This window comes from Pedobacter sp. Hv1, assembly GCF_001412215.1.
In the GTDB taxonomy this organism is placed as follows: domain Bacteria; phylum Bacteroidota; class Bacteroidia; order Sphingobacteriales; family Sphingobacteriaceae; genus Pedobacter.
This window is the reverse complement of sequence record NZ_LLWP01000005.1, coordinates 146,352-160,354: the sequence shown is the minus strand read 5'-3', so window position 1 is coordinate 160,354 and position 14,003 is coordinate 146,352. Positions and strand designations below refer to the sequence as shown.

Sequence of the window (14,003 nt, the reverse complement as noted above, 5' to 3'; positions counted from 1 at the left end):
AAAAATGAAAATTAGAGTACAGTCGATCCATTTCAATGCGGACAAGAAATTATTAGATTTCATTCAGAAGAAAGTAGATAAATTAGATCAGTTTTTCGATCAGATCATAGGGGGAGAGGTTTATTTGAAGTTAGAAAATGTTGAAGATGAAGAAAATAAGATATCAGAGATTAAATTAATGGTGCCAGGCATCACACTTTTTGCCAAAGAGCAATGTAAATCGTTCGAAGAGGCGACAGATTTGGCTATAGAATCACTAAAAAAGCAAATTACTAAACATAAAGATAAAACTCGTGCAAAATTAAGCGAGCATAAAGCCATCTTAAATGCAGATGAAGTGTCTGATTATTAGGGTGATATTTTTAAGATACAATTCAATAAAATTTAGCGGGATACAACCCGCTAAATTTTTTTTAAAATAAATTTTTTTCAAAGATTAATTTTTGTAGATTTGCATTCCATTTCGGAAGGGGCGTTGGCCCAGAAAGAAATGGATGTTCTATGAAAGATTAAATTATTATAAAATACGCCCCAATTTAAAGGGATGTATGATATAAGCCTCCTTAGCTCAGCTGGTAGAGCAACTGACTTGTAATCAGTAGGTCATTGGTTCGATTCCGATAGGAGGCTCTTTTAATTTTTAAACTTAGTAATAAGTTGACGAAGTTAGAAGCGGGGAGATACCAGAGTGGCCAAATGGGACAGACTGTAACTCTGTTGTCGCGAGACTTCGAAGGTTCGAATCCTTCTCTCCCCACCACTCAATTGGCAGTTAGCAGTCGATAGTTTTAAGTTAAGTCAACTAAAACTGAAAACGAGCGCTAGAAATTGAAAAAGCGGAAGTAGCTCAGTTGGTAGAGCGATAGCCTTCCAAGCTATAGGTCGCGAGTTCGAACCTCGTCTTCCGCTCTTGGGAATTCATTAGTGAGTTGGTTCACTGTTCTATAGGTAAGCTAATGAACAAATGACAAATGGACTAATGAGCTAAAAGTTAAAAGCCGACTTAGCTCAGCGGTAGAGCACTTCCTTGGTAAGGAAGAGGTCATGGGTTCAATTCCCATAGTTGGCTCAAAAAGAATAAAGAATAAATACTTTGTTAAATCTGTTGTTTATACAGAATGAACAAGGTTTTTTGTATTGAAATTGTATCAAAACAATAAATAAATAAAAAAAAGTTAACCTACTAATAAGTATAAAAACATGGCAAAAGAAAAGTTTGACCGCAGCAAGCCGCACTTAAACATCGGCACTATCGGTCACGTTGACCACGGTAAAACAACCTTAACAGCAGCTATCACTAAAGTGTTATCTGATGCTGGTTTATCTGAGGCGCGTTCATTTGATTCGATTGACTCTGCTCCAGAGGAAAAAGAAAGAGGTATCACAATTAACACAGCTCACGTTGAGTATTCAACAGCTAACCGTCACTATGCACACGTTGACTGTCCAGGTCACGCGGATTACGTGAAAAACATGGTTACTGGTGCTGCTCAAATGGACGGTGCTATTATCGTTGTTGCAGCTACAGATGGTCCAATGCCACAAACTCGCGAGCACATTCTATTGGCTCGTCAGGTAGGTGTACCTTCATTAGTTGTTTTCATGAACAAAGTGGATATGGTGGATGATCCTGAGTTACTAGAATTAGTAGAGATGGAAGTTCGTGAATTATTATCTTTCTATGAATTCCCTGGTGATGATATCCCTGTAATTCAAGGTTCAGCTCTTGGTGGCTTGAACGGCGATCCAAAATGGGTTGGAAAAATTATGGAATTAATGGAAGCTGTTGATAGCTATATTCCAATTCCTCCACGTTTGACTGATCTTCCATTCTTAATGCCTGTTGAAGATGTATTCTCGATCACTGGTCGTGGTACTGTAGCAACTGGTCGTATCGAGCGTGGTCAAATCAACTCTGGAGATCCAGTTGAGATCTTAGGTATGGGTGCTGAGAACTTAAAATCTACAGTAACTGGTGTTGAGATGTTCCGTAAGATTCTTGATTATGGTGAGGCTGGTGATAACGTAGGTTTATTGTTACGTGGTATTGAGAAAACTGATATCCGTCGTGGTATGGTAATCTGTAAACCAGGTTCAGTAACTCCTCACACTGATTTCAAAGCTGAGATCTATGTATTGTCAAAAGCAGAAGGTGGACGTCACACTCCATTCTTTAACAAATACCGTCCACAATTCTATTTCCGTACCACAGACGTAACTGGTGAGATTTCACTAGCTGAAGGAACTGAAATGGTAATGCCAGGTGATAACGTAACTATCAACGTAAAATTGATCAACGCTATCGCAATGGAAAAAGGTCTACGTTTCGCTATCCGTGAGGGTGGTAGAACAGTAGGTGCTGGTCAGGTAACTGAAATTGTAAAATAATTCCAACTCCTATTTATTAGGATAAGGATAAAAGAAACAAAGTACTTAGGATTATTCTTAGGTACTTTGTTTTCTAACAAACACGGGAATAGTTCAATGGTAGAATAGAGGTCTCCAAAACCTTTGATCAGGGTTCGAATCCTTGTTCCCGTGCAAAACTAATGATTGATAATAGAATGTTGAATAGGTGAATAAAACCATTCAAAACTTCAAAATTCAAGCATTCAAAATTTTATAAATATGGCTAGTGTAGTTCAATTTATTAAAGAATCGTACGAAGAAATGACCCAAAAGGTTACTTGGCCTACTTGGGGCGAATTGCAAAATTCGGCAGTACTGGTTCTAGTGGCTTCATTAATTATTGCAGTAGTAGTATTTGCAATGGATAAAGGGGCTACCTATGTATTAGAAACTTTTTATAAATCACTTTAAAATTAATATTACTAGATGAACGATCAGTTAAAGTGGTATGTGGTTAGAGCAGTAAGTGGTAAAGAAAAGAAAGTAAAACAGTATATTGATTCTGAAATTAGCCGTTTAGGTTTTTCTCATTTAGTACCTCAAGTATTGATCCCAATGGAGAAATACTACCAAATGAAAGAAGGGAAGAAAATTGCGAAAGAACGTAACTTTTACCCTGGATATGTTTTAATTGAGGCAATTTTAGATGGTGAGTTAGAACATATTATTAAAGGTATCAATAGTGTAATTGGATTTTTAGGCGATAAGGCTGGAAATCCTATTCCTATGCGCCAAGCAGAAGTTAACCGTATTTTAGGTAAGGTTGATGAAATGAGCCAACAAGGTGAAACAATGAACATCGCTTATTATGTAGGCGAGAACGTTAAAGTAATGGATGGCCCTTTCAACGGTTTTACTGGCGTAATTGAAGAAGTTAACGAAGAAAAGAAAAAACTAAAAGTAATGGTTAAAATCTTTGGTCGTAAAACACCATTAGAGCTTAACTATATGCAAGTAGAAAAAGAGTAATAGTAGCAAGATACAAGTAGCAAGTAGCAAGTATCAAGAGGGAAACCTTGAGATAAATAAGCTTGATACTTGATACTCACTACTCGATACTACTATATAAAAATCTTAAATGTTACATGCTTCCAATATTTAACATTGAGTATTACAATTAACAAATCAGAAAATGGCAAAAGAAGTCGGTGCACTTGTTAAATTACAAATCAAAGGCGGAGCTGCAAACCCATCACCACCAGTAGGACCTGCATTAGGTGCTAAAGGTGTTAATATCATGGAGTTTTGTAAACAATTCAATGCTCGTACCCAAGATAAGCCAGGTAAAGTATTACCAGTTGTGATTACTGTATATGTGGACAAGTCTTTCGAATTCATCATCAAAACCCCTCCAGTTGCTATCCAATTATTGGAAGCTACTAAATTAACGAGTGGTTCTGCTGAGCCCAACCGTAAGAAAGTTGGTTCGGTGACTTGGGATCAAGTTAAGTCAATTGCTGAAGATAAGATGACTGATTTAAATGCTTTCACTATCGAATCTGCTATGAAAATGGTAGCAGGTACAGCACGCAGTATGGGAATTACCGTTAGCGGTGATGCACCCTGGACAAATTAATTAACAAAAAACAGTTTACAACAGTGGCGAAATTAACAAAAAATCAAAAACTGGCACACGCTAAACTAGAAATCGGTAAATCGTATTCTTTACAGGATGCGGCTGCTTTGGTAAAAGAGATTACTACAACTAAATTTGATGCATCGGTTGATATCGATGTAAGTTTAGGTGTAGATCCACGTAAAGCCAATCAAATGGTACGTGGTATTGCTACTTTACCTCATGGTACAGGTAAAACTGTACGTGTTTTAGTACTTTGTACTCCTGATAAGGAAGAAGAGGCTAAAGCTGCAGGAGCAGATTTCGTGGGTTTAGACGAATATGTGGCTAAGATTGAAGGTGGTTGGACAGATGTTGACATTATTATCACTACTCCTGCTTGTATGGCAAAAGTAGGTAAGTTGGGCCGAGTTTTAGGTCCACGTAACCTTATGCCAAACCCAAAATCAGGTACAGTAACCAACGAAGTTGGTAAAGCTGTAACTGACGTAAAAGGCGGTAAGATTGATTTTAAAGTTGACAAAACTGGTATCATCCATGCTTCAATAGGAAAAGTATCATTCTCAGCAGAGAAAATATATGAAAATGCGTTAGAAGTTCTTCAAACGATTTCAAAATTAAAACCTTCTGCTGCAAAAGGAACTTATTTTAAAAGCATTCACGTGTCTTCTACAATGAGTCCTGGAATTGCAATCGAAACTAAATCAGTAGCGGGGATCTAATTATGAACAGAGAAGAAAAACAAGAAGTAGTTTTAGCTCTACAAGAGAAAATGCAAGAGTATGGCAATTTTTATATTGCTGATACCTCAGGCTTATCTGTTGAGAAAGTAAATAACATCCGTCGCAAATGTTTCGAAAGCGGTATCGAAATGAAAGTTGCTAAAAATACATTGATCAAAATTGCGATCGATGGATTAGAAGGCGACTCATCTGAGATCTTCGCAGCATTAAAAGGTCAATCAGCTTTATTATTTTCTAAAGTAGGTAATGGTCCAGCTAAGCTGATCAAAAGCCTTAGAAAAGGAAAAGGCGAAGATAAGCCTCAACTAAAAGCAGCTTATATCGATTCAGCAATATTTGTTGGTGATAACCACCTAGATTCATTAGTAAGTCTTAAATCAAGAGAAGAACTTATTGGTGAAATCGTTGGTCTATTACAATCACCAGCTAAAAATGTTATTTCGGCATTACAGTCTGGCGGTGGAAAAATTGCAGGTATTGTTAAAACACTACAAGAAAGAGGTTAACGAACACCCTAAGTTCGCAATTAAACAAAATTATTTTTACGTAAATTTTTAAAATCTTAATAAAATGGCAGATTTAAAAGCGTTTGCTGAGCAATTGGTAAACTTAACAGTTAAAGAAGTTAATGAATTAGCTCAAATCTTAAAAGACGAGTATGGTATTGAACCAGCTGCTGCGGCAGTTGCTGTTGCTGCACCTGCTGGTGATGCTGCTCCTGCAGCTGAAGAGAAATCTACTTTTGATGTAATCTTGAAAGAAGCTGGTGGTCAGAAATTAGCAGTTGTTAAATTGGTAAAAGACTTAACTGGTTTAGGTTTGAAAGAAGCTAAAGACTTAGTTGACGGTGCACCGAAAGAATTGAAATCTGGTGTTGCTAAAGACGAAGCAGAAGCTTTGAAAAAACAATTAGAAGAAGCTGGAGCTGTAGTTGAGATTAAGTAATCACTTAATTTTAACGAACCTTTAAGAAAAGACTCCGACTGCAAAGTCGGAGTCTATTCCTGTTTATAAACATTTCATCTTGTTTGGTTGGTGATCTGTTTGAAGGCAAACCAAACTAATAGTTTATTCTTAAACTAAATTAAATTTAGTCCCTTGGCAAATAAAGTCGACCAAAGAGTAAATTTTGCACGTAGTAAGCATATCATAGATTATCCAGATTTTTTGGATGTGCAGTTGCAATCATTTAGAGAATTTTTCCAGATCGAAACTACTTCAGATAACCGTCACACAGAAGGTCTATTTAAAGTATTCGCTGAAAACTTTCCAATCACTGATTCTAGAAACATATTTGTTTTAGAATTTTTAGATTATTTTATTGACCCACCACGTTACGACATTCCAGAATGTATTGATCGTGGGTTAACTTACAGTGTTCCGTTAAAAGCAAAGTTGAAACTTTCTTGTAACGATGCAGAACACGAGGATTTTGAAACCATCATTCAGGATGTATACTTAGGAACCATACCATATATGACTCCAAAAGGTACTTTCGTGATCAACGGTGCAGAACGTGTAATTGTTTCTCAATTGCACAGATCTCCAGGTGTGTTCTTCGGCCAAAGCCGTCACACCAATGGAACTAAACTGTACTCTGCTCGTGTGATTCCTTTCAAAGGTTCTTGGATTGAGTTTGCTACAGACGTTAATAACGTAATGTATGCTTACATCGACCGTAAGAAAAAATTCCCGGTAACCACCTTATTGCGTGCAATCGGTTACGATTCTGATAAAGACATCTTAGAATTATTTGATCTTGCTGATGAAGTAAAAGTTAGCAAATCTGGTTTAAAAAAATATATCGGACGTAAACTGGCTGCAAGAGTTTTAAGAAAATGGGTTGAAGATTTTGTAGACGAAGATACAGGTGAAGTTGTTTCTATAGATCGTAACGAAGTTATCTTAGATAGGGATACCGTTCTAGAAGACGACCATATCGATATGATCATCGATGCTGGTGTTAAAACTATTATCTTATCTAAAGATGATGGTGCATCGCAAGCTGATTATACCATTATATACAATACTTTACAAAAAGATACCTCAAACTCTGAAAAAGAGGCTGTTGAAAACATCTATCGTGCTTTGCGTAACGCAGAACCACCTGATGAGGAAACTGCAAGAGGTATCATTGAGCGTTTATTCTTCTCAGATAAACGTTATGACTTAGGTGATGTGGGTAGATACCGTATCAACCGTAAGTTAAAAATGGATACACCTGATCATGTGAAGGTTTTAACTAAAGCAGATATTATTGCTATTGTTAAATACTTGATCAAATTGATCAACTCTAAAGAAGAAGTGGATGATATTGATCACTTGTCAAACCGTCGTGTACGTACGGTAGGTGAGCAATTGTACGCACAATTCGGTGTAGGTTTAGCCCGTATGGCTAGAACTATCCGTGAGCGTATGAACATTCGCGATAATGAGGTATTTACACCAACAGATTTGATTAATGCCCGTACATTATCGTCGGTAATTAACTCGTTCTTTGGTACCAACCAATTGTCGCAGTTCATGGATCAAACCAATCCTTTGGCAGAGATTACACACAAACGTCGTTTGTCAGCCTTAGGCCCAGGTGGTTTATCACGTGAGCGTGCTGGTTTCGAGGTTCGTGACGTTCACTATACGCACTACGGTCGTTTGTGTACTATTGAAACTCCAGAGGGACCAAACATCGGTTTGATTTCGTCACTTTGTGTACATGCTAAGATCAACAATTTAGGTTTCATCGAAACTCCATATAAAATTGTTGAAAATGGTATTGTAGCCATGGATAAAGACGTAATTTATCTATCAGCAGAGGATGAGGATGGTAAAACTATCGCTCAAGCAAATGCTGCCTACGATGATAAAGGTAACTTTACCACTCCACGTGTTAAAGCACGTTACGAGGGTGACTTCCCGATTATCGAGCCTGAGAAATTAGACTTGATGGATATTGCGCCTAACCAGATTACATCAATCGCTGCTTCTTTGATTCCTTTCTTAGAGCATGATGATGCGAACAGGGCGTTGATGGGATCGAACATGCAACGTCAGGCCGTACCATTGTTACGTCCTGAAGCACCAATTGTAGGTACAGGTTTGGAAGGTCGCGTTGCTCGTGACTCAAGAACTTTGATCAACGCAGAAGGTGATGGTGTTGTAGAATATGTAGATGCTAACGAAATTACCATTAAATATGTACGTAACGATGGAGATCGTTTAGTTTCATTTGAAGGTGATAGCAAAACATACAAATTAACCAAGTTCAAAAAAACCAACCAGAACACTTGTATCAACTTGAAGCCAATTGTTAAAAAAGGCGAAAAAGTAAGCAAAGGTCAAGTATTGTGCGAAGGTTATGCAACTGAAAATGGTGAATTGGCATTGGGAAGAAACTTAAAAGTTGCTTTCATGCCTTGGCAAGGATATAACTTTGAGGATGCGATTGTAATTAACGAACGTATTGTTAGAGATGATATCTTTACCTCTTTACACATTGAAGAGTTTGAATTGGAAGTACGTGATACGAAACGTGGAGAAGAGGAATTGACACCAGATATCCCTAACGTTTCTGAAGAAGCTACTAAAGATTTGGATGAAAATGGTATCATCCGTATTGGTGCTGAAGTAAAAGAAGGCGATATTCTAATTGGTAAAATTACACCAAAAGGAGAGTCTGATCCTTCACCAGAAGAGAAATTACTTCGTGCAATTTTCGGTGATAAAGCAGGTGATGTTAAAGATGCTTCATTAAAAACTCCACCTTCAATTAAAGGTGTGGTAATCGATACTAAATTATTCTCAAGAGCTAAGAAAACGACTAAAGCAGAAGAAAAATCAGCAATTGAGAAATTAGATAAGAGATATAATGTAGCTACAGAGAACCTTAAAAACGAATTAGTTGATAAATTGTTCCAGATTGTAAACGGTAAAACATCACAAGGTGTATTCAATGTTTACAAGGAAATGTTGATCGCTAAAGGTGCTAAGTTTACTCAGAAAATATTGGCAGACCTAGAGTATGCACATATTAACCCATACAAATGGACAACTGATGACGATAAAAACGATCAAATCAAGTTGTTGTTACATAACTATGGTATCCGTGTAAACGAAGAATTAGGTGCTTATAAACGCGATAAATTTGCAATTAGTGTTGGTGATGAGTTGCCATCAGGAATTGTTCAAATGGCAAAAGTTTATGTAGCTAAGAAACGTAAATTAAAAGTAGGTGATAAGATGGCGGGTCGTCACGGTAATAAGGGTATTGTTGCCCGTATCGTACGTGATGAAGATATGCCTTTCTTAGAAGATGGAACACCAGTTGATATCGTGTTGAACCCACTGGGTGTACCTTCACGTATGAACTTGGGTCAGATCTACGAAACCGTATTGGCATGGGCCGGTAAAGAATTGGGTGTGAAATTTGCAACTCCGATTTTTGATGGTGCTAAGCATGATGAGGTAGAAGAGTGGATCGCTAAAGCAGGTGTGCCAGCTTCTGGTAGAACTTACTTACACAATGGTTTAACGGGTGAGAAATTTGATCAACCGACTACAGTAGGTATTATTTACATGCTGAAATTAGGTCACATGGTTGATGATAAGATGCACGCTCGTTCTATCGGACCATACTCATTAATTACACAACAACCATTGGGTGGTAAAGCACAATTCGGTGGTCAGCGTTTTGGTGAGATGGAGGTTTGGGCATTAGAGGCATTTGGTGCAGCTAATATCCTACAAGAGATCTTAACAGTTAAATCTGATGATGTTATTGGAAGAGCCAAAACTTACGAAGCCATTGTTAAAGGCGAAAACCTACCAACTCCAGGTGTACCAGAATCATTTAATGTATTGGTACATGAGCTACGCGGTTTAGGTTTGGATATTACGTTAGACTAGTTATTTGTTACGGGTTACGGGTTGTAGGTTATAAGACCAGGCCCATAACTCGCAACTCGTAACTCACAACTTTAAAGAAAGAATATGTCTTACAAAAAGGATAATAAATTAAAAAGCAATTTCACCTCGATTACCATTAGCTTGGCATCGCCTGAGAATATCTTAGAGCGTTCAAGTGGTGAGGTGTTAAAACCTGAGACTATCAATTATCGTACTTACAAACCTGAACGTGATGGTTTGTTCTGCGAGCGTATTTTTGGTCCGGTAAAAGATTACGAATGTCATTGCGGTAAATACAAACGTATCCGTTACAAAGGGATTGTTTGCGACCGTTGTGGTGTTGAGGTAACTGAGAAAAAAGTACGTAGAGAGCGTATGGGACACATCAACTTGGTGGTTCCTGTAGCGCATATCTGGTATTTCCGTTCATTGCCTAACAAAATCGGATATCTTTTAGGTTTACCTACCAAAAGACTAGACTTGATCATTTACTACGAGCGTTATGTAGTAATCCAAGCTGGTTTAATGGCAGAACAAGGTATCCAGTATATGGATTTCTTGACCGAAGAAGAGTATTTAGATATTTTAGATAAATTACCTAAAGAAAATCAATATTTAGACGATAAAGATCCTAATAAATTCGTTGCCAAAATGGGTGCCGAAGCTTTAGAAGATTTATTGAAACGTATTGATTTAGATACTTTATCATATAATTTACGTCACCAAGCTGCAAACGAAACTTCTCAACAACGTAAAAATGAGGCTTTAAAACGTCTTCAAGTTGTAGAAGCCTTCCGTGGTGCTAAAACACGTATCGAGAATAACCCAGAGTGGATGATCATCAAGATTGTTCCAGTTATTCCACCAGAATTACGTCCATTAGTACCTTTAGAAGGTGGTCGTTTTGCGACTTCAGATTTGAACGATTTATATCGTCGTGTAATTATCCGTAACAACCGTTTAAAACGTTTGATCGAGATTAAAGCACCAGAAGTTATTTTACGTAACGAGAAACGTATGTTACAGGAAGCTGTAGATTCGTTGTTCGATAACTCACGTAAGGTAAATGCTGTTAAAACTGAAGGTAACCGTGCCTTAAAATCACTTTCAGATATCTTGAAAGGTAAACAAGGTCGTTTCCGTCAAAACTTATTAGGTAAACGTGTGGATTATTCTGCTCGTTCGGTAATTGTTGTAGGTCCAAACCTTAAATTACACGAATGTGGTTTACCAAAAGATATGGCTGCCGAGCTATTCAAACCATTTATCATTCGCAAGATGATAGAAAGAGGAATTGTGAAAACAGTTAAATCTGCTAAAAAAATTGTAGATAGAAAAGATCCTTTAGTATGGGATATCCTTGAAAATGTATTGAAAGGACACCCTGTATTGCTAAACCGTGCGCCTACGTTGCACAGGTTGGGTATCCAATCTTTCCAACCTAAATTGGTAGAAGGTAAAGCAATTCAATTACACCCATTAGTTTGTACCGCATTTAACGCGGATTTTGATGGTGACCAGATGGCGGTGCATTTACCGTTAGGTCATGCAGCAATTTTGGAAGCTCAAGTATTAATGCTTGCAGCACACAACATTCTAAACCCTGCAAACGGCACACCAATTACAGTACCTTCTCAGGATATGGTTTTGGGTCTTTATTACATTACTAAAGGCCGTAGAACTGATGCAAGTCGTGTAGTTAAAGGACAAGATGCTTCATTCTATTCTCCAGAAGAAGTAATTATTGCTTACAATGAGAAGAAAATTGATTTACATGCTTTTATTAAAGTAAAAGTTAACGTAAAACAAGAAGACGGAACAATTGTAAACAAATTAACAGAAACTACTGTAGGTAGAGTACTATTTAACCAAATGGTACCAGAAGAAGTAGGTTATATCAATGAACTATTAACCAAAAAATCTTTAAGAGATATTATTGGTGAAGTAGTGAAAATGACTGGTATGGCTCGTTCTGCAAGATTCTTAGATGACATCAAAGAACTTGGATTTAAAATGGCATTCCAAGGAGGATTATCATTTAACTTACAAGATGTTAATATTCCTGTAGAGAAACATACTTTATTAGAACAAGCTGCTGCTGAAGTTGAAGAGGTAAGAAACAACTATAACATGGGTTTCATTACCAACAACGAGCGTTACAACCAAATTATCGATATCTGGACACGTATCAACAACCGTTTAACTACGTTTGTAATGAACCAGTTGTCTAGCGATAACCAAGGTTTCAACTCTGTTTACATGATGCTTGACTCTGGAGCCCGTGGTTCGAAAGAGCAAATTCGTCAGTTGGCAGGGATGAGGGGCTTGATGGCGAAACCTCAGAAATCAGGTTCTGGTGGTGAGATTATCGAAAACCCGATCTTATCTAACTTTAAAGAAGGATTATCGGTATTAGAATACTTTATCTCTACCCACGGTGCACGTAAAGGTTTGGCGGATACGGCGTTAAAAACTGCTGATGCTGGTTACTTGACACGTCGTTTACATGATGTAGCACAAGATATGATCGTTAATGCTGTAGATTGTGGTACTTTAAGAGGTATGTACACTACTGCTTTAAAAGATAATGAAGATATCGTTGAACCGTTATATGACAGAATTTTAGGTCGTATTTCACTACACGATGTATTTAACCCATTAGATGGCAAATTATTAGTTGCTGCTGGCGAAGACATCAATGAAGAGATTGCTAAAGCAATTGAAGAATCTCCATTAGAAGGTGTTGAAATTCGTTCGGTATTAACTTGCGAAAATAAGAGAGGTGTTTGTTCACTTTGTTATGGACGTAACTTGGCATCTGGTAAACGTGTTCAAAGAGGTGAGGCTGTAGGTGTAATTGCTGCACAGTCTATCGGTGAGCCGGGTACGCAGTTAACATTACGTACTTTCCACGTGGGTGGTACAGCATCTAACATTGCGGCAGAATCTCAGATCAATGCTAAATTTGATGGTGTTATTGAATTTGAAAACTTACGTACAGTACCTACTAGTACCGAAGACGGTATAGTGGAAATTGTATTAGGTCGTTCAGGCGAGTTTAAAATTACTGAACCAGGTACTGGTAAAATTATCGTAACTAACAACATCCCTTACGGTGCATTCTTATATGTGAAAGAAGGTGATAAAGTTAGTAAAGGTGATAAAATCTGTTCGTGGGATCCATACAACGCGGTTATTATCTCAGAATTTGCAGGTAAAATCCAGTTTGATGCCATTGTAGAAGGTGTTACTTTCCGTGAAGAATCAGATGAGCAAACTGGTCACCGCGAAAAAGTAATTATCGATACACGTGATAAAACTAAAAACCCTGCTATTCAGGTAGTTGATAAAAAAGGCGAGTTGATCAGAAACTATAACATTCCGGTAGGGGCACACATTGCCATTGAGGAAGGTGAATCAGTTCAAACTGGTCAGATCTTAGTTAAAATACCTCGTGCAACAGGTAAAACTCGAGATATTACGGGTGGTTTACCACGTGTAACTGAGTTGTTCGAAGCACGTAACCCATCTAACCCAGCTGTAGTAACTGAAATTGATGGTGTGGTAACTTTAGGTGGTGTTAAACGTGGTAACCGCGAAATGACTATCGAATCTAAAGACGGAGAAGTTAAAAAATATCTAGTTCCATTGTCTAAACACATTTTGGTACAAGATAACGACTTTGTGAAAGCAGGTATGCCATTATCTGATGGATCAATTTCTCCAGCTGATATTTTAGCGATTAAAGGCCCTGCGGCTGTACAAGAATACTTAGTAAATGGTATCCAAGAGGTTTACCGTTTACAAGGGGTGAAAATCAACGATAAACACTTTGAAGTAATTGTACACCAGATGATGCAGAAAGTTCATATCGAGGATCCAGGAGATACACGTTTCTTAGAAAACGACTCTGTAGATCGTTGGGACTTTATGGTAGAGAACGACGAAATTTATGACAAAAAAGTTGTTGTAGAGGCAGGCGATTCAGATACCGTAAAACCTGGTCAGATTCTTTCTTTACGTAAATTAAGAGACGAAAATTCTCAATTGAAACGTAAAGACTTGAAACAAATTGAAGTTCGCGACGCACAACCTGCAACAGCGAGTTCAATTCTACAAGGTATTACACGTGCATCATTGGGAACTAAATCATTTATCTCTGCAGCATCATTCCAGGAAACTACTAAAGTACTGAATGAAGCAGCAATTGCAGGTAAACGTGACCATATGTTGGGCTTGAAAGAAAACGTAATTGTTGGTCACTTGATTCCTTCAGGTACCGGTGTACGTGGCTACGAGCGTATCATTGTAGGTTCTCAAGAAGAATACGATAAATTATTAGCTTCTAAACAAGAAGAAGTTGAAGCATAATT

The 14,003-nt window shown here is 37.7% G+C and carries 10 protein-coding genes and 5 tRNA genes; all 15 read left to right on the top strand.

The window, feature by feature from the left end; translation table 11 throughout:
* Positions 1-4 precede the first annotated feature (4 nt).
* Positions 5-352, top strand: coding sequence for a ribosome hibernation-promoting factor, HPF/YfiA family (hpf, locus tag AQF98_RS12305; RefSeq protein ID WP_055132260.1), 348 nt, complete (start codon positions 5-7; stop codon positions 350-352).
* Between the two features lie 205 nt (positions 353-557).
* Positions 558-630, top strand: a tRNA-Thr gene (locus AQF98_RS12300).
* A gap of 44 nt (positions 631-674) precedes the next feature.
* A tRNA-Tyr gene (locus tag AQF98_RS12295) sits at positions 675-760 on the top strand.
* A 76-nt stretch (positions 761-836) separates the two neighbouring features.
* Positions 837-909, top strand: a tRNA-Gly gene (locus tag AQF98_RS12290).
* A gap of 88 nt (positions 910-997) precedes the next feature.
* Positions 998-1,069: transfer RNA gene (locus AQF98_RS12285), tRNA-Thr, on the top strand.
* Positions 1,070-1,200: 131 nt separating this feature from the next.
* Positions 1,201-2,388 (top strand): elongation factor Tu, encoded by a 1,188-nt coding sequence (gene tuf, locus AQF98_RS12280; protein WP_055132259.1) that lies wholly within the window; start codon positions 1,201-1,203, stop codon positions 2,386-2,388.
* Positions 2,389-2,470: 82 nt separating this feature from the next.
* Positions 2,471-2,541, top strand: a tRNA-Trp gene (locus AQF98_RS12275).
* An 87-nt stretch (positions 2,542-2,628) separates the two neighbouring features.
* A complete protein-coding gene (gene secE / locus AQF98_RS12270) occupies positions 2,629-2,820 on the top strand; it encodes a preprotein translocase subunit SecE (RefSeq protein WP_055132258.1) in 192 nt (63 codons plus the stop codon).
* Between the two features lie 15 nt (positions 2,821-2,835).
* Positions 2,836-3,378: a transcription termination/antitermination protein NusG gene (gene nusG, locus AQF98_RS12265; RefSeq protein ID WP_055132257.1), complete on the top strand. Its 543-nt coding sequence runs from the start codon at positions 2,836-2,838 to the stop codon at positions 3,376-3,378.
* A 163-nt stretch (positions 3,379-3,541) separates the two neighbouring features.
* Positions 3,542-3,985: a 50S ribosomal protein L11 gene (gene rplK / locus AQF98_RS12260; protein WP_055132256.1), complete on the top strand. Its 444-nt coding sequence runs from the start codon at positions 3,542-3,544 to the stop codon at positions 3,983-3,985.
* Between the two features lie 23 nt (positions 3,986-4,008).
* Positions 4,009-4,707 carry a 50S ribosomal protein L1 gene (rplA, locus tag AQF98_RS12255; RefSeq protein ID WP_055132255.1) on the top strand — a complete coding sequence of 233 codons (699 nt, stop codon included), beginning with the start codon at positions 4,009-4,011 and terminating at the stop codon, positions 4,705-4,707.
* A gap of 2 nt (positions 4,708-4,709) precedes the next feature.
* The gene (rplJ, locus tag AQF98_RS12250; RefSeq protein ID WP_055132254.1) at positions 4,710-5,234 is read left to right on the top strand and encodes a 50S ribosomal protein L10; all 525 of its coding nucleotides are present in this window, start codon (positions 4,710-4,712) and stop codon (positions 5,232-5,234) included.
* 64 nt (positions 5,235-5,298) lie between these two features.
* Positions 5,299-5,673: a 50S ribosomal protein L7/L12 gene (gene rplL, locus AQF98_RS12245; RefSeq protein WP_055132253.1), complete on the top strand. Its 375-nt coding sequence runs from the start codon at positions 5,299-5,301 to the stop codon at positions 5,671-5,673.
* A 153-nt stretch (positions 5,674-5,826) separates the two neighbouring features.
* The gene (gene rpoB / locus AQF98_RS12240) at positions 5,827-9,630 is read left to right on the top strand and encodes a DNA-directed RNA polymerase subunit beta (RefSeq protein WP_055132252.1); all 3,804 of its coding nucleotides are present in this window, start codon (positions 5,827-5,829) and stop codon (positions 9,628-9,630) included.
* 84 nt (positions 9,631-9,714) lie between these two features.
* On the top strand, positions 9,715-14,001 hold the full coding sequence (rpoC, locus tag AQF98_RS12235; RefSeq protein ID WP_055132251.1) for a DNA-directed RNA polymerase subunit beta': 4,287 nt from the start codon (positions 9,715-9,717) through the stop codon (positions 13,999-14,001).
* Positions 14,002-14,003: the final 2 nt, after the last annotated feature.

Coding starts and splice junctions, on each gene's coding strand:
- hpf (WP_055132260.1), top strand. CDS start 5: ATGAAAATTAGAGTACAGTCGATCCATTTCAATGCGGACAAGAAATTA.
- rplL (WP_055132253.1), top strand. CDS start 5,299: ATGGCAGATTTAAAAGCGTTTGCTGAGCAATTGGTAAACTTAACAGTT.
- nusG (WP_055132257.1), top strand. CDS start 2,836: ATGAACGATCAGTTAAAGTGGTATGTGGTTAGAGCAGTAAGTGGTAAA.
- rpoC (WP_055132251.1), top strand. CDS start 9,715: ATGTCTTACAAAAAGGATAATAAATTAAAAAGCAATTTCACCTCGATT.
- rplJ (WP_055132254.1), top strand. CDS start 4,710: ATGAACAGAGAAGAAAAACAAGAAGTAGTTTTAGCTCTACAAGAGAAA.
- tuf (WP_055132259.1), top strand. CDS start 1,201: ATGGCAAAAGAAAAGTTTGACCGCAGCAAGCCGCACTTAAACATCGGC.
- secE (WP_055132258.1), top strand. CDS start 2,629: ATGGCTAGTGTAGTTCAATTTATTAAAGAATCGTACGAAGAAATGACC.
- rplK (WP_055132256.1), top strand. CDS start 3,542: ATGGCAAAAGAAGTCGGTGCACTTGTTAAATTACAAATCAAAGGCGGA.